We start from the raw sequence: 16244 nt of genomic DNA on the forward strand, positions 1-16244 counted from the left end.
GGTGGGCGGGAGGGACGTCCGTTGTCCGTCATCGATCTGGGCGAGATACGGCCCGACGACGCCCCGCCGCCGGTCGCCGACCGGACCCGACCACCCCGACGCGCGCTGCGGTGCCTGCTGGTGTTGGTGTTGACGCTGGGTACGCTGGCCGCCGCCGTCCCACGACCGCAGCGGGTGTCCAGCATCCTGCCCGCCTCGGTCGGGGCCACCGCGGCGCTCGTCGACGACCGGCTCTTCGTGTTCGAACGACAGAGCGCGGAGACCGGTGGCGACCCCCGGTTGACCGCCTGGGCACTGCCCGCGGTGGACCGTCCCGCCGACCGGCCGCGAATGCTGTGGCAGACGCAGGTGCCGGACCTGCTCCGGCTCTTCGACGTCGTGGTACGCGACGGGCTGGTCATCGCCGCCGGGTTCGGCGAACGCAGCGGCACCACGGTGGTCCTCGACGCCGTGACCGGAGCGCGGCGCTGGCGGCAGCCGGGCAGCGGCAGCCTGACCACCGGCGGCAACCTGCTGCTCACCGGGGGCCGCGGCGCCGACGGCCAGATCCGGGTGGTGGAGGTGGCCACCGGGCGGCCGATCTGGGTGCTGCCGGTCGGCCTGGACGGGGCCGCCCTCACCTTCCGGGCCGACCGGATCGAGCGGGTGGTGCTGACCACCGACGACGGGCGGATCGAGGTCCGCTCCGCCGACACCGGGGCCGTTCTGGTAAGCAGGCCCGTCGTCGCCGATCCCGCGCCGCCGTCCGTCTCGGTGATCGACGACGTGGTGCTGGCCAGCCAGGGCAGCACCGGCTCGGTCACCGCGTACGGGCTGGACCGGCTCGACGTGCGCTGGACCGGCTCCTTCCCCCGGGTGGAGTACTTCGTCTCCTGTGGTCCGGCGATGTTCTGCGCCTTCCAGCGCAACCGCCCGATATCGGTGCTGGAACGCGACACCGGCCGCATCCGGTGGCAGAGCGAGGACTGGTGGGTCTGGCAGGAGCTGGGGAACCGGCTCTTCGTGATGGCCGTCGCCGGCTCCCGCGTCGCCGACCCGAACAGCTACGGGGTACTGGACGCCGCCACCGGCCGGGTGCTGGGCAGGGTCGGGCCGTGGCAGCCGGCGGCTGGCCGGTCCAACACGCCGTACGCCCCGCTGCTGGTCCGCCCCGCCGGTGAGCGGGGGCTGCTGGTGGCCGAGCTGGACGTCGCCGCCGCCGAGGTCCGGTTGCTCGACATCCTGCCCGGGGCGGACCGGGACTGCCAGGCCGAGGCGGACCGGCTGCTCTGCCGTACCCAGGACGGTTTCGGGGTGTGGGCCCTGCGTCGGGCGGTGGCGACCCGGCACTAGGTTGGGGCCGGGTCGCAGGTGGAGGAGGCCGGGATGCGGGTGCTGGTGGTGGAGGACGAGCGGAACCTCGCCGACGCGATCGCGCGGGGGTTGCGCAAGCGTGGCATGGCGGTGGACGTCGCCTACGACGGCGACAGCGGCCACGAGGCGGCCTTCGTCACCCGGTACGACGTGATCGTCCTCGACCGGGACCTGCCCGGCGTGCACGGCGACCAGATCTGCGCCGAGCTGGCCGCCTCCGGCGCGTTGACCCGGGTGCTGATGCTGACCGCCAGCGGCACGGTCGCCGACCGGGTCGAGGGGCTGCAGCTCGGCGCGGACGACTACCTGCCGAAGCCGTTCGCCTTCGACGAACTGGTGGCCCGGGTGCAGGCGCTGGGGCGGCGGGCCACCCCGGCGGCACCGCCGGTCTTCGAGCTGGCCGACCTGATGCTCGACCCGGCCCGCCGGGTGGTCACCCGGGCCGGTGCGCCGCTGGAGCTGACCAACAAGGAGTTCGGCGTGCTCTTCGAGCTGCTCAAGGCGCGCGGCGCGGTGGTCTCCAGCGAGGAGCTGCTGGAACGGGTCTGGGACGCCAACACCGACCCGTTCACCACCATCGTCCGGGTGACCGTGATGACGCTGCGCCGCAAGCTGGGCGACCCGCCGCTGATCGAGACGGTCGTCGGTGCCGGTTACCGCACCGCCGGGGGCGGGGCGTGACCGCCCGGCCCCGGTTGCGGCCCACCCTGCGACTGCGGTTGACCCTGCTCAACGGGGTGCTGCTGGTCGGCGCCGGCACGATCCTGGTGCTGCTGGCCTGGCTGCTGGTCCGCGACGGGGTACGCCCGATCGACGAGCTGGCCCCGGGCAGCACGGTGGTGCTGGCCGACGGCCGGGTGCTCGACGCCGCCCAGTGGCAGCTCCAGCTGGCCGACGCGGCCTCCCGGGAGCTGCTGGTCAAGGGGCTCGTGGCGCTGGTGGTGATCAGCGTGGTCGGGGTCGCCGGGGCGTACGCGGTGGCCGGGCGGGCGTTACGTCCACTGCAACAGGTGACCTCGACCGCGCAGCTGCTCGGCGAGGCCACCCTGGACCAGCGGATCGGCTACTCGGGCGCGGACGACGAGGTGGCGGAGCTGGCCAAGACGTTCGACGCGATGCTGGACCGGTTGGCCGAGTCGTTCGAGGCGCAGAAGCGGTTCGTCGCCAACGCCTCGCACGAACTGCGGACACCGCTGGCGGTGATGCGTACCGAGATCGACGTGACACTCAGCGACGACGAGGCGGACATCGCCGAGTACCGCCGGATGGCGACCGTGGTCCGGGACGCCTCCGAACGGGCCAACGGCCTGGTCGACGCGCTGCTGGTGCTGGCCCGCAGCGAGGCACAGGCCGCCCGGCCGCTCGGCCGCCGCACCGAGTGCGACCTGGCCGACGGCACGGCCAACGCGCTGTCCGCGGTACGCCGGGAGGTGGACCGGATCGGGCTGCGGGTCACCACCACGCTGGAGCCGGCCCCGGTGGTCGGCGACCCCGGCCTGCTGGACCGGCTGGCCGGCAACCTGATCGAGAACGCGGTCCGCTACAACCACCTGCACGGGCGGGTCTGGGTGCGGACCGGCTCCGACGGCCACCGCTCCTGGTTGGTGGTGGGCAACACCGGCTTCGAGGTCGACCAGGCCGACGTGCCGGGACTGTTCGAGCCGTTCCGGCGCGGCGGTCGGGAGCGTACCGGGGCCCGCGGCTCCGGCCTGGGGCTCTCCATCGTCCGGGCGGTCTGCGACGCCCACCACGGCACCGTCCGGGTGTTCGCCCAGCCCGGCGGCGGCCTCGAGGTAACCGTCAACCTCCCCGCCCCCTCCGAGTAAGGAAGGGCCCCTTCCTAACGCATTCGGTAGAGAAGGGTGCCCCGCTCACATCTCCACCTACCCATAGGCTGCTGCCGTGCTCGCCGCCTTCGTGCCGATCTGGTTGTTGACCGGCTTCGGCTGGCTGGCCGGCCGGTACCGGTTGCTGGGCGGCGATGCCGACCGGGTGCTCGGCGCCTTCGTCTTCCACCTGGCCATGCCGGCCGCGCTCTTCACCGCCCTGTCCCGTAGCCCGCTCACCTTCGACGCCCGTGCGCTCGGCGCGTTCGCCGCCAGCACGGTGCTGACCATGGCCCTCGGGTTCGGGTTGAGCGGCCCCGTCCTACGCCGTTTCGGCGGTGTGGGGCGGGGCCGCTGGTTCGGCCGGGCGGGGTGGGTCCGCCGACGGCGCGGAGGTGCGGAGTCCGGCGGGGACGGGCAGCGGGCCACGGCCGGCCCCGGCGGGGACGGGCAGCAGGCTGCGGCGGGTCCCGGCGGGGAGGGGCAGTGGGCCGCGGCGGGTCCAGGCGGGGAGGGGCAGTGGGCCGCGGCGGGGTCGGGCGTGGGGGAGCGGACCATCGCGGCGATGGCCGCCGGCTACGTCAACGCCGCCAACCTGGGCATCCCCGTGGTGTTGCAGGTGCTGGGCAGCGCGGCGTTCCTGACCGAGGTGCTGCTGTTCCAGGTGCTGGTGGTCACCCCGGTGATCCTCGTCCTGCTCGACCGGGGGACGGGGCGGCGGCTGCGCCCGGGGCGACTGGTCAGCCTGCCGTTGCGTAACCCGGTCCTGGCCGGGCTGACCCTCGGCGCGCTCTGCTCCGGACTGGACTGGCGGGTACCCGCACTGGTGGCCGAACCGGTGGCGCTGCTGGGCGCGGCGGCGGTGCCGGCAGCGCTGGTAACCCTGGGGTTGTCCCTGACCACCCGGGGTGCCGGTCGCGCCGGGGAGGGTGCCCAGGTCGCGCTCTGCGGTGGGCTCAAGTTGCTGGTCCAGCCGGCGCTGGCCTGGGCGATCGGCACCCTGGCCGGGCTGGACGGCACGCGGCTGCTCGCCCTCGTGGTCTGCGCCGCACTGCCGGCGGCCCAGAACACCTACATCTACGCCCGGGAGTACGGCCAGGGTGCCTCGCTGGCCCGACGCGCCGTCATCACCAGTACGGCCCTGTCGATGGCCACGCTGGCCGCGATCGCCTGGTGGCTCGGCTGACCGGGAGCCGGCCCGGGTGGTGGGGGTGGTCCCGACCGACGGCCGGGACCACCCCCACCGAGGATCAGCCGGGCAGGCTCGCCGCGCCGGGCGGCAGGAACCGCCGGCCGGTGACCCGCTCGCTGGTGCCGGTCCGGTCCAGGTACGGCGTGATGCCGCCCAGGTGGAACGGCCAGCCGGCCCCGAGGATCAGGCACAGGTCGATGTCCTGCGCCTCGGCGACGACCCCCTCGTCGAGCATCAGCCGGATCTCCTCGGCCAGTGCGTCGAGGGCGTTCTGGCGTACCTGCTCGGCGGTCAACGGCTGGTCACCGACGACCAGCAGCTTCGCCACCTCCGCGTTGATCTCGTCGTCGACCACGATCGGCTGACCGCTGTCGGCGATGCGCTTGAGGTTCCCGCTGACGGTGAACCGGTCCGGGAACGCCTCGTGCAGGGTGCCGGCCACGTGGTGGGCCACCGCCGGGCCGACGAGCTGGAGCAGCGCCAGGGGGCGCATCGGCAGGCCCAACGGGTCCAGCGCGTTGTTGGCCACCTCCAGCGGCGTACCGGCGTCGACGGCGGCGAAGACCGTACCGAGGAACCGGGTGAGCAGGCGGTTGACCACGAACGCCGGGGCGTCGGAGACCAGCACCGAGGACTTCTTGAGCTGCCTGCCGACCGCGAACGCGGTGGCCAGGGTGGCGTCGTCGGTGCGTTCGCCCCGGACGATCTCCAGCAGCGGCAGCACGGCTACCGGGTTGAAGAAGTGGAACCCGACCAGCCGCTGCGGATGCTCCAGGTCGGCGGCCATCGCGGTGACCGACAGCGACGAGGTGTTCGTCGCCAGCACCGCCTCCGGGGAGACGATCTTCTCCAGCTCGGCCCAGACCTGCTTCTTGACCGACAGGTCCTCGAAGACGGCCTCGATGACGAAGTCACAGTCAGCGAACGAAGTGCGCTGACCCGGAGTCGAGGCAGCGAAGGCCTCTGCCGTTGTCGCGCCGCTGACCAGGCCGTACATCTTGGCGGCGGTGCCCTTGTCCAAGCGGCCCCGGGTTACCTGCTTCTCGATCTGGCTGTGTACGTAGGCCACGCCGGCCTCGACCCGGGCCTGGTCCAGGTCGGTCAGCACGACCGGTACCTGGAGGCGGCGGGCGAACAGCAGCGCGAGCTGGCCGGCCATCAGACCGGCGCCGACGATGCCGACCTTGGTCACCGGCCGGGCCAGCCCCTTGTCCGGCGCGCCGGCCGGGCGCTTGGCCCGCCGCTGGACCAGGTCGAAGGCGTACAGGCCGCTGCGCAGCTCCTCGGAGAAGATCAGGTCGGCAAGCGCCTCGTCCTCGGCGGCGGTGCCGGTGGCGAAGTCCGCGTCCTTCGCCGTCTCCAACAGGTCCAACGCCCGGTACGCCGCCGGCACCGCGCCGTGCAGCCGCTGGTCGAGGGTCTGCCGGGCGAAGTACAGCACGCCGGCCCACATGTCCCTGTCGACCTCGGGGCGGGTCACGGTGACCCGGCCGGAGACGACGTCGGCCGCCCACAGCAGGGAACGCTCCAGGAAGTCCGCCGGCTCCAGCAGCACGTCCGCGAGGCCCATCTCGGCGGCCTGCTTCGGCTTGAGCATCTTGTTCTGGGTCAGCGGGTTCTGCAGGATCACCTGGGTGGCGGCCGGGATGCCGACCAGGTTCGGCAGGAGCTGGGTGCCGCCCCAGCCGGGGACCAGACCGAGGAAGACCTCCGGCAGGGCCAGCGCCGTCGCGCCGCCGGAGAGCGTGCGGTAGTGGCAGTGCAGGGCCAGCTCCAGGCCGCCGCCCATCGCCGCGCCGTTGACGAAGGCGAAGGTGGGCACCGGGCTGTCCCGGAGCCGGGCGAAGATCCGGTGCCCGAGCCGACCGATCTCCAGCGCCTGGTCCCGGTCCGCCAGCGCCGGCAGGCCGACGAGGTCGGCCCCGACCGAGAAGATGTACGGCTTGCCGGTGATCGCGACGAACGCCGGGTCCGCCGCGAGGGCGGCGCTGATCGCCTCGTCCAGGCTGGCCAGCCCGGCCGGCCCGAAGGTGTTGGGCTTGGTGTGGTCGTGGCCGTTGTCCAGGGTGATCAGGGCGGCCCGACGGTCCAGCCCCGGCACGTCGACGTGCCGCAGCAACGCCCTGGTGACGACCTCGTTCGGTGCGACGAGTGCGCTCACTTGTGGTCTCCACCCTCCCGCTGCGCGGATGCGTCGGACGCCGTCCGTTGTGCGGACCCGTCTGATCCCGTCCAGTGCGGGTTCTCCCAGATCACCGTTCCGCCCATGCCGATGCCGATGCACATCGCGGTGAGCCCGTAGCGGACCTCGGGATGCTCGGCGAACTGCCGGGCCAGCTGGGTCATCAGTCGTACCCCGGAGGAGGCCAGCGGGTGGCCGATGGCGATCGCGCCGCCCCACTGGTTGACCCGGGGGTCGTCGTCGGCGATGCCGAAGTGGTCGAGGAAGGCGAGCACCTGCACGGCGAACGCCTCGTTCAGCTCGAACAGGCCGATGTCGTCGATGGTCAGGCCGGCGATGCGCAGCGCCTTCTCGGTCGACGGGATCGGGCCGACCCCCATCACCTCGGGCTCCACGCCGACGAAGCCGTACGACACCAGCCGCATGGCGATCGGCAGGCCCAGCTCGCGGGCGGTGGTCTCGGCGGCGATCAGGCTGGCGGTGGCCCCGTCGTTGAGACCGGCCGCGTTGCCCGCGGTGACCTTGCCGTGCGGGCGGAACGGGGTCTTGAGGCCGGCGAGCTTCTCCAGCGAGGTGTCCCGGGGCGCCTCGTCGACGGTGGCCAGGCCCCAGCCCTGCTCCTGGTCGCGGATCGCGACCGGCACCAGGTCGTCCTGCAGCTTGCCGTTGGCGTACGCCTTGGCGGTCTTCTGCTGCGAGGCCAGCGCGAACGCGTCGGTGCGGGCCTTGGTGATGTGCGGGACCCGGTCGTGCAGGTTCTCCGCGGTGGCCCCCATGACCAGGGCGGACGGGTCGACGAGTTTCTCGGCGACGATCCGCGGGTTGGGGTCGACCCCCTCGCCCATCGGGTGCCGGCCCATGTGTTCGACGCCCCCGGCGATCGCCACGTCGTACGCGCCCATGGCGATGCCCCCGGCGACGGTGGTCACCGCGGTCATCGCGCCCGCGCACATCCGGTCGATGGCGAAGCCGGGCACCGTCCTGGGCAGGCCGGACAGCAGGGCGGCGGTGCGGCCGATGGTCAGGCCCTGGTCGCCGATCTGGGTGGTGGCGGCGATGGCCACCTCCTCCACCCGGTCCGGGGGCAGCTGCGGGTTGCGGCGCAGCAGCTCGCGGATGCAGCGGATCACCAGGTCGTCGGCGCGGGTGTCGGCGTACATGCCGCCCGCCTTGCCGAACGGGGTGCGGACGCCGTCGACGAAGACGACATCGCGGACTTCACGGGGCACTTGGAGCCTCCTTGCCGGGGCGTTTCCTCGGATGCTACTCGTCGGTAACCATCGGCGTCACCCCTGAGCCGGGGTTTCCAGCGCGGGTGTGAGGACCGGCACGAGAAGATCCAGTTGCCACTCCCGGGCACCGACGCCCCGCAGGAACTCCGTCACGGCGGCCTCGGTGATCTCCACGGGCGGCTGCCAGGCCAGCCGGCGTACCGAGTCCGGGGTGATCAGGTTCTCCGGCGGGAGGCGGTGCTCACCGGCGATCCGGACGACCACCTCGCGGCACCGGGCCAACCGGGCCGCCGCCACCGGGTCCCGCTCCGCCCAGCGGTGCGGCGGCGGGGGCCCCTCCACCGTCGGACTCACCGGCAGCTGCGTGTCGGGCAGCTGCCGGGCCTCGTCCAGCGCGGCGAGCCAGGTCCGGGCCAACCGGCGTACCGACCGCCCGCCGAAACCGGGCAGGGTCAGCAGCGTCTTCTCGTCCCTGGGGTCCAGCTCGGCGGCGGCGACGATCGCCGAGTCCGGCAACACCCGCCCCGGCGCCGCGTCCCGGCGCGCCGCGATCTGGTCCCGGGCGTACCACAGCGAGCGGACCCGGGCCTGCGCCCGGGCGCCGCGCACCCGGTGGATGCCGGAGGTACGCCGCCACGGCTCCGCCCGGACCCGGGGCGGCCGGGTGCCGGCCAGGACCAGCGCGGCGAACTCCTCGGCGGCCCACGCCGACTTGCCCTGCCGCCGCAGCTCCGCGTCGAGGGCGTCACGCAGGTCGGTGAGCATCTCCACGTCCAGCGCGGCGTAGGTCAACCACGACTCCGGCAACGGTCGGCTCGACCAGTCCGCCGCCGAGTGGTGCTTCTCCAGGGTGTAGCCGAGCAGCTGTTCGGTCAGCGCGGCCAGGCCGACCCGCTCGAACCCAGCCAGCCGGGCGGCCAGTTCCGTGTCGAAGAGCCGGCGTGGGCGCAACCCCACCTCCGCCAGGCAGGGCAGATCCTGGTTGGCGGCGTGCAGCACCCACTCGGCCTCGCCGATCACCGCGTCCAGGCTGCTCAGGTCGCCCAGCGGTAACGGGTCGATCAGGGCCGTGCCGGCACCGGCGCGGCGCAACTGCACGAGGTACGCCCGCTGGCTGTAGCGGTATCCGGAGGCACGCTCGGCGTCCAGCGCGATCGGCCCGCTGCCGGCGGCGAAACGGGCCACCACCTCGGCGAGCTCCTCCGGGGTGGCCACCGGCTCCGGGGTGCCGTCACGCGGGGCGGTCAGGGGCACGGGACCGCCGGAGTCCGGGACGCCGTCCCCGTCGACCGCCGGGGCGGACGGCTGGGGCGGTTCGTTTTCCGGACGACTTTCGGCGGCCCGACGGTGCAGGGGTGGTTCGTCGGTCACCTGACAACCCTAGTGCGCGACGTGAAGCACCGTGCGCAGCCGGCCCGGCGTGTGTCGACGGCCCGGCGTGTGTGGGCGGCCCGGCGTGTGTGGGCGGCCCGCGTGCGCAGCTGGCCCGGTGTGTGTGGGCGGCCCGGCCTGCGCAGCTGGGCCGGCCTGTGTCGGTGGCCCGGCCTGTGTCGGTGGCTCAGCGTCGGGAGGTGGGATGCCCCGGGGTGCCGCTGGGTACTTGACCCCGGATGACAGGCTCGGAGGGCGGAGAGACAAACACCGACCGCGCGGGTACGGTCCATCGGGCCGCCTCCCCGGCGCGGATTTCCGGGGCGGCGCACTTCGCGTCGATGGGGAGGGCGTGGCGATGACGGCTGGTTACCCGGCTGATGACGGGCCGGGACACGGCGAGGAGTCGGGCTCTCCGGAGCGCTCGACCCGGCCCGGGCCGTTACCACCCCGCTTCGAACCGCCCCGTGGCTACCCGCCGCGCCCGCCGGCTGCGCCGGGCGTCGGCTGGCCGTCCGCTTCGGGTACCGCCGCCGCTCCCGCTCCGGCCACCCCCGCCAGCTGGTCGTCTGCCCCGGGTCAGGCCGCCGTGCCAGGCCCCGGACGGCCGCCTTCGGCCCCTGGTCAGGGCTATCCGGCGCCCGCCGTACCCAGTCGGCCACCGGCCGGGTCGGCCCAGGGGCACCCGTCGCCGGGCCATTCGCCGGTGCCGGCCCCCCGGTCCGGTTGGGCCGCGCCGCCGGCTGCCGGGTCGTGGCCCGGTGCGGCACCCACCAGCGGTACGCCGACGCCCGGCTCGGGCGGGCCGGTCGGACCCGGCGGCCCGGGTGGGCCGGTCGGCTCGGGTGGACCGTTCGGACCCGGTGGACCGTTCGGACCCGGTGGGCCGGTCGGCTCGGCTGGGCCGGTCCAGCCCTGGCCGGGTGGAGCGCCCGCGCCCCCACGGCCCCGGGGCGGCAAGCTGGCCGTCGTCGCGCTGGCGCTGGTCGTCGTGCTGGTCGCGCTGACCGGGTGGCAGGCGTACCAGATTCACGGGCTCACCGGCCGGCTCGGTGAGCTGGACCGCAGCCAGGCCGAGGGACGGGGCAGTGCCGACACCCGGCTCGACAGTCTGGAGGCGCGGGCGGAGGACCTGGAGCGGCAGACCTTCAACCCGGAGACCATCGCGACCGCCGTGCTGCCCAGCGTCTTCCGGGTCCGGGCCGGCCCGGCCACCGGTACGGCCTTCGCCGTCGGCAAGCCGGCCGCCGGTGGCGGAGCGAACCTGTTCACCAACTTCCACGTGGTCGAGGCGCTCTGGGAGAGCGGCGGTCGGCAGGTCTTCCTGGAACGCACCGACCAGCGGTTCCCGGCCACCATCGTCGACGTGGACCGGACCAACGACGTGGCCCACCTGCGTACCACCGGCACGTTCGCCGGGCTGGTGGCGGCGACCGAGCCGGTCCGGTCCGGTCAGCAGATCGTCGTCGTCGGCGCACCGCTCGGGCTGGAGGACAGCGTGACCACGGGCGTGGTCAGCGCCTTCCGCGAGGCCGACGGCAGATCCGGGCCGGTCGTACAGTTCGACGCCCCGATCAACCCGGGCAACTCCGGCGGCCCGGTGATCAACGGGGCGAAGGAGGTCGTCGGCATCGCCACGGCCAAGGCGCGCGATGCCGAGGGCATCGGCCTCGCCGTACCGATCAAGACGGCCTGTGACGCCTTCGACATCTGCTGAGCGGTCGGCCGTCGTACCCGCGGTACCGGACGGGGCGCCACCGCGTGGCGTCCCGCGACCGGGCTCTGGCAGCGGGTGGGCCCGGTCCGGGCCGGCCGCCGCCAGGCTTTTCCGGACCGCCGTGACCCCGTAGGGACCCACCCTCTGGAGGAAGAGTTGACCCAACCACCGCTCGGGCCGCAGGGGCACCCCCAGGAACCGCCTCCCGGTCCGCAGCCGCCCCGAGGCGCCGTCTACGGCAGAGCACCCGATGCCGGCCCGCCGTCCGAGCCGCCCCCCGTTTCCGACCAGCCCGCCGCGCCGTACCACCCACCGCAGTCCGGAGCACCGATGTCCGGAGCGCCGATGTCCGGCCCACCGCAGTCCGGTCCGCCTGGCTACGGAGCGGCGAGCTACGGTCCGCCGCAGCCGGGCTCGCCGCAGTCCGGCCCGCCTGGCTACGGCCCGCCGCAGTCCGGTCCGCCTGGCTACGGCCCGCCGCAGTCCGGCCCGCCGCAGTCCGGGGCGCCGATGTCCGGTCCGCCGCAGTCCGGTCCGCCTGGCTACGGGGCGGCGCAGCCCGGGGTGCCGGGCTATGGGCCACCGATGTCCGGCCCACCGATGTCCGGCCCACCGATGTCCGGGCCACCGCCGTACGGGTCACCGATGTCCGCTCCGCCGGGGCCGTACGGGGTGCCGGCCGCACCGGCCCGGCGTGGTCGGGCCGTGCCGGTGTTGGCCGTCGTGGCCGGCCTGCTCTTCGTCTTCGGCGGGGTGATGACCGGGCTCTTCGTCGTCAAGGGCAACGAACTTGACCGTACCGAGCAGCGGCTCACCGCGACCTCCACGGACCTTGACCAGCGTAAGAAGGACATGGAGAAGCTCAACGGCGAGCTGAAGACCGCGCGGGACAAGCTGGCCGACACCGAGCAGGACCTCACCGGCACCCGCAACGACCGGGACGAACAGGCCCGGCAGAAGCGGGTCATCGCCAACTGTCTGGACAAGCTCACCACCGCCCTCAACGCGGCGGCCCGCAACGACCAGTCCGGGTTCAGCCGGGCAACCCAGGGCATGGACCAGATCTGTGACGAGGCGGAACGGTACCTCTGACACCGGTCACCGGCACCGCCCACCGGTGCTGATCGACTCGGTTGGGCTGAGGTGGCGGCATCGACCGGCCCCGGACACCGCCATTCCGCCACAACCGAGTCGATCAAGACGGCGCGGACGGACGCCCCCCTTCCGGGCGGCGCACACCGGCCCGACACCCGCCCGGCCGGCGGCGCACGCCGCGGGCATCCCGCCCGGCCGGGGGCGTGGCCGGTCAGGCGGTGCCGGCCGCGCGGCGCTGCGGTAGTGCGGTCACCCCGGGCGGCGGCAGGCCGGCGGTCGAGGCGAGCAGGGTGCACCAGGCCATCAGGTGCGGCAGGAGGTCCTCCCCGAGCGGGGTCCAGGAGGCCCGGATCTCGATGTCGCCGCCGGCGGGCGGCCCGGCCAGCTCACCGAACCGGGTCGACATGGTCTGGGTGACGGTCCCGCCGAGGGCGCGGTGCCGGGCGTCCTGCGCGTCCAGCGCGTCGGTAAGCCAGGTCCAGCCCACCCCGGGCAACAGCGGGTCGGCGGCCAGTTCGGCCTCCAGGTCGGCGGTCACGTAGGTGACCAGGCGGAGGCTGCCCTGCCAGGCCTCGTGTCCGGCCGGGTCGTGGAGCAGGATCAGCCGGCCGGTGCCCACCTCGTCGCCGTCGCGGAACACGGTGGCCGAGAGCGCGAAGGCGTACGGGGCCAGGCGCTGGGGTGCCCCCACCTCCTCGAGCACGATCTCGGCCCGGGGGGTGGCCGACCGCAGTCCGGCGACCGCGCGGGCGAAGGTCTCCGGGTACGCGAGCGGGGGGGCCATGCCGGCAGCCTATGTCGCCCGCCGTCCGGCCGCCCGGATGGCACGCCGGGTCAAGCCCACCGTGACCTGTCCCGGCCCCGCCCCTCCCGGCGGCCCCGCCCCGCTTCGGGCTCGTCGTCGGCGAGGGGGTGAGAAGGGGACCCCGCTATACCGTAAGCGTTAACAAGGGGCCCTTCCTTGCACTGGGGGTGGGGGTGGGACGATGGGGGGGATGACCACCACCGCCACGGGCGCCGACGCCCGAGACCGAGAACCCCGCCCGGCTACGACCGATTCGCCGTTCGTCCGGGCCTGCCGCCGCCAGCCGGTCCCGCACACGCCTGTCTGGTTCATGCGTCAGGCCGGACGTTCCCTGCCGGAGTACCGGGCGATCCGGGCGAACGTGGCGATGCTGGAGTCCTGCCGCCGGCCCGACCTGGTCACCGAGATCACCCTTCAGCCGGTACGCCGGCACGGGGTGGACGCGGCGATCCTGTTCAGCGACATCGTGGTGCCGGTCGCCGCGGCCGGCGTCGAGCTGGACATCGTGCCGGGCACCGGTCCGGTGGTCGCCGAGCCGGTGCGGACGGCCGCCGACGTCGAGCGGATCCGGCCGATCACGGTGGCCGACGTGTCGTACGTGGACGAGGCGGTCCGGTTGCTCGTCGCCGAGCTGGGCGACACGCCGTTGATCGGCTTCGCCGGCGCGCCCTTCACCCTGGCCAGCTACCTGGTCGAGGGCGGGCCGTCGCGGACCCACGCCAAGACCAAGGCGCTGATGTACGGCGACCCGGACCTCTGGCACGCGCTCTGCGGCCGGCTGGCCGAGGTCACCCTGGAGTTCCTGCGGGTGCAGGCCGCCGCCGGGGTCTCCGCGGTGCAGCTGTTCGACTCGTGGGCCGGCGCGTTGTCGGAGGCCGACTACCGTCGGTTCGTGCTGCCGCACTCGTCGAAGGTCCTGGCCGGGCTGGCCGACACCGGGCTGCCCCGGATCCACTTCGGGGTGGGCACCGCCGAGCTGCTCGGGGCGATGGGCGAGGCCGGCGCGGACGTGGTGGGCGTGGACTGGCGTACCCCGCTGGACATCGCCACCGGCCGGATCGGCGCCGAGCGGGCGGTGCAGGGCAACCTGGATCCGACCGTGCTGTTCGCCCCCTGGCCGGTGGTGGAGGCCGAGGTGCGGCGGATCCTGGAGCAGGGCCGGGCGGCTCCCGGGCACGTGTTCAACCTGGGCCACGGGGTGCTGCCGGAGACGGATCCCGACGTGCTGACCCGGGTGGTCGCGCTGGTGCACGAGGTCAGCGCGGGCCGGGTCGACCAGGGTCGCTGACGATGCGGCGGCCCTGGCGGGTGGCGGTGGTCGGCGGCGGGATCGCCGGGCTGGCCGCCGCGCTCCGGTTGCGCGACCGCGCCCCGGCCGGCACCGAGATCACCGTGTACGAGCGGTCCGGCGCGTTCGGCGGGAAGCTGCGCACCGGTGAACTGGCCGGTCAGCCGGTGGAGTTCGGTGCCGAGTCGTTCCTGATGCGGGACCCGGCCGGTGGCGAGTCGGCGGCGGTGGCGTTGCTGCGCCGGCTCGACCTGGCCGGGGAGATCGTGCACCCGACGGTCGGGCAGGCCGCGCTGGCCGTCGACGGTGGGTTGCGTCCGGTCCCCGGCGGCACGCTGGTGGGCGTACCCGGGGATCTGGCGGCGGTGGCGACGGTGGCCCGGCCGGACGCGGCGGCCGACCGCGACGAGGGCCACCCGCTGCTGGCCGAGGGGGCGGACGTCGCGGTCGGGGCGCTGGTGCGCCGCCGGCTCGGCGACGAGGTGGTGGACCGGCTGGTCGACCCGATGCTCGGTGGGGTGTACGCCGGTCGGGCCGACGACCTGTCCCTGGTGACCACGATGCCGGCGCTGGCCCGGGCCGCCCGCCGGGAACACACGCTCACCGGCGCGGTCCGGGCCGCCCAGGCGGCGGCGCCCCGCGCCCCCGGTGCGCCGGTCTTCGGCACCCTGGCCGGTGGGCTGAGCCGGCTGGTCGAGGCGGCGGCGACCGCCAGCGGGGCGAGGTTGCGTCGTGACGCGACGGTACGGGAGCTGATCCCGACCGCCACCGGTTGGCGGCTGACCGTGGGCCCGACCCGCGATCCGGAGTGGGTGGCGGCCGACGCGGTGGTGCTGGCGGTGCCGGCCCGGCCGGCGGCCCGGCTGCTCGCCGGGGTGGCCCCGCAGGTGGCCGGGACCGTCGGCGGGCTGGACTACGCAAGCGTCGCGCTGGTCACCCTGGCGCTGCCCGAACCGACGCTGCCCACGCTCTCCGGTTTCCTGGTGCCCGGCACCGAGGGGCTGCTGGTCAAGGCGGCGACGTTCTTCACCACCAAGTGGGGGCACCTGCGCCGGCCGGACGGGCTCGCCCTGGTCCGCGCCTCGGTGGGCCGGTACGGGCAGGAGGCCGACCTGCAGCGCCCCGACGAGGATCTGGCGGCGACCGTGCACCGGGAGTTGTCCGCGGTGCTCGACACCGCGCTGCCGGCCCCGGTCGCCGGTCACGTGCAACGCTGGGGTGGGGCGCTGCCGCAGTACACCCCGGGACACGCGGCCCGGCTGGCCGGTGCCCGTACGGCGCTGCGCGCGGCACATCCGACGCTGGCCCTGGCCGGGGCCGGCTACGACGGGGTCGGCATCCCGGTCTGCGTCCGCTCCGGCGAGACGGCGGCCGAGGAGATCATCACCGCACTGGGAGGAACGGGGTCACCATGACCGAGCAGACCAACGCGGCGCGGCTGCGGGAGCTGAACGCGCGTATCCGCTACACCATGTGGTCGGTGTACCGGGCCAGCAGCCCGCTGCCGTCACTGCGGGAGAACGTCGTCGGCGAGGTCGAGTCGCTCTTCGCGGAGCTGGCCGGCAAGGACGTCACGATCCGGGGCACCTACGACGTCTCCGGGCTGCGCGCCGACGCCGACCTGATGATCTGGTGGCACTCCGCCTCCAGCGACGACCTGCAGGACGCCTACCAGCGGTTCCGGCGGACCACCCTGGGGCGGGCGATGACCCCGGTCTGGTCGCAGCTGGCGCTGCACCGGCCGGCGGAGTTCAACCGCAGTCACATCCCGGCGTTCCTCGCCGACGAGCAGCCCCGTGACTACCTCTGCGTCTACCCGTTCGTCCGCTCCTACGAGTGGTACCTGCTGCCGGAGGCCGAGCGCCGGGAACTGCTCGCCGAGCACGGCAGGATGGCCCGGGACTACCCGGACGTACGGGCCAACACGGTCGCCTCGTTCGCCCTCGGCGACTACGAGTGGATGCTCGCCTTCGAGGCCGACGAACTGCACCGCATCGTCGACCTGATGCGGGAACTGCGGGCCTCGCGGGCCCGCCGGCACGTCCGGGAGGAGATCCCCTTCTACACCGGCCGCCGCCGTCCGGTCGCCGAGATCGTGGCCAGCCTGGTCTGAGCCCCCTGCCGCCGGCTGGCCCCGGCGCTTGTCCGCACCGCCGGCTAGCCCCGGCGCTTGCCCTCAGGTG

The 16244-nt window shown here is 74.3% G+C and carries 13 protein-coding genes; 9 read left to right on the forward strand and 4 right to left on the reverse strand.

The genetic code is table 11. The features are described 5' to 3' along the window. The first annotated feature begins 21 nt into the window (after positions 1 to 21). The 4 genes from GA0070617_RS09760 to GA0070617_RS09775 all read left to right on the forward strand — a co-directional run bounded on the left by GA0070617_RS09760 (position 22) and on the right by GA0070617_RS09775 (position 4365). Positions 22 to 1332, forward strand: a complete 1311-nt coding sequence (locus GA0070617_RS09760; RefSeq protein ID WP_091435663.1) for an outer membrane protein assembly factor BamB family protein — start codon at positions 22 to 24, stop codon at positions 1330 to 1332. Between the two features lie 33 nt (positions 1333 to 1365). Continuing rightward, positions 1366 to 2034 carry a response regulator transcription factor gene (locus tag GA0070617_RS09765; RefSeq protein ID WP_091446179.1) on the forward strand — a complete coding sequence of 223 codons (669 nt, stop codon included), beginning with the start codon at positions 1366 to 1368 and terminating at the stop codon, positions 2032 to 2034. Continuing rightward, positions 2031 to 3179 carry a sensor histidine kinase gene (locus tag GA0070617_RS09770; protein WP_091435664.1) on the forward strand — a complete coding sequence of 383 codons (1149 nt, stop codon included), beginning with the start codon at positions 2031 to 2033 and terminating at the stop codon, positions 3177 to 3179. The genes GA0070617_RS09765 and GA0070617_RS09770 overlap by 4 nt, the downstream gene beginning before the upstream one ends. A gap of 76 nt (positions 3180 to 3255) precedes the next feature. Beyond that, on the forward strand, positions 3256 to 4365 hold the full coding sequence (locus GA0070617_RS09775; protein ID WP_091435665.1) for an AEC family transporter: 1110 nt from the start codon (positions 3256 to 3258) through the stop codon (positions 4363 to 4365). A gap of 64 nt (positions 4366 to 4429) precedes the next feature. On the opposite strand, the gene GA0070617_RS09780 is transcribed toward GA0070617_RS09775, so the two are convergent. From GA0070617_RS09780 to GA0070617_RS09790, 3 genes are read right to left on the reverse strand one after another with little or no spacing between them, the layout of a single operon-like run. Further along, the gene (locus GA0070617_RS09780) at positions 4430 to 6532 is read right to left on the reverse strand and encodes a 3-hydroxyacyl-CoA dehydrogenase NAD-binding domain-containing protein (protein ID WP_091435666.1); all 2103 of its coding nucleotides are present in this window, start codon (positions 6530 to 6532) and stop codon (positions 4430 to 4432) included. After that, entirely contained in the window at positions 6529 to 7782 is a 1254-nt protein-coding gene (locus GA0070617_RS09785; protein WP_229688616.1) for a thiolase family protein, read from the reverse strand. Before GA0070617_RS09785 ends, GA0070617_RS09780 begins: the two co-directional genes overlap by 4 nt. 57 nt (positions 7783 to 7839) lie before the next feature. Then, a complete protein-coding gene (locus GA0070617_RS09790) occupies positions 7840 to 9156 on the reverse strand; it encodes a ribonuclease D (RefSeq protein WP_091435667.1) in 1317 nt (438 codons plus the stop codon). Positions 9157 to 9745: 589 nt separating this feature from the next. Between GA0070617_RS09790 and GA0070617_RS09795 the strand changes: the two genes are divergently transcribed. Next, positions 9746 to 10873: a S1C family serine protease gene (locus tag GA0070617_RS09795; protein WP_373868424.1), complete on the forward strand. Its 1128-nt coding sequence runs from the start codon at positions 9746 to 9748 to the stop codon at positions 10871 to 10873. Positions 10874 to 11518: 645 nt separating this feature from the next. Next, a complete protein-coding gene (locus tag GA0070617_RS31415) occupies positions 11519 to 11965 on the forward strand; it encodes a hypothetical protein (protein ID WP_229688617.1) in 447 nt (148 codons plus the stop codon). A 214-nt stretch (positions 11966 to 12179) separates the two neighbouring features. Here GA0070617_RS31415 and GA0070617_RS09805 read toward each other — a convergent pair whose 3' ends face one another. Then, entirely contained in the window at positions 12180 to 12752 is a 573-nt protein-coding gene (locus GA0070617_RS09805; protein ID WP_091435670.1) for a DUF3000 domain-containing protein, read from the reverse strand. A 211-nt stretch (positions 12753 to 12963) separates the two neighbouring features. On the opposite strand from GA0070617_RS09805, the gene hemE reads away from it, so the two are divergent. From hemE to hemQ, 3 genes are read left to right on the forward strand one after another with little or no spacing between them, the layout of a single operon-like run. Further along, positions 12964 to 14061 carry a uroporphyrinogen decarboxylase gene (gene hemE / locus GA0070617_RS09810; RefSeq protein WP_091435671.1) on the forward strand — a complete coding sequence of 366 codons (1098 nt, stop codon included), beginning with the start codon at positions 12964 to 12966 and terminating at the stop codon, positions 14059 to 14061. A gap of 2 nt (positions 14062 to 14063) precedes the next feature. Continuing rightward, positions 14064 to 15476 carry a protoporphyrinogen oxidase gene (gene hemG / locus GA0070617_RS09815; RefSeq protein ID WP_091435672.1) on the forward strand — a complete coding sequence of 471 codons (1413 nt, stop codon included), beginning with the start codon at positions 14064 to 14066 and terminating at the stop codon, positions 15474 to 15476. After that, positions 15473 to 16174: a hydrogen peroxide-dependent heme synthase gene (gene hemQ / locus GA0070617_RS09820; RefSeq protein ID WP_091435673.1), complete on the forward strand. Its 702-nt coding sequence runs from the start codon at positions 15473 to 15475 to the stop codon at positions 16172 to 16174. Before hemG ends, hemQ begins: the two co-directional genes overlap by 4 nt. Positions 16175 to 16244: the final 70 nt, after the last annotated feature.

Origin of the sequence: Micromonospora yangpuensis, assembly GCF_900091615.1 — a bacterium.
GTDB lineage: Bacteria > Actinomycetota > Actinomycetes > Mycobacteriales > Micromonosporaceae > Micromonospora > Micromonospora yangpuensis.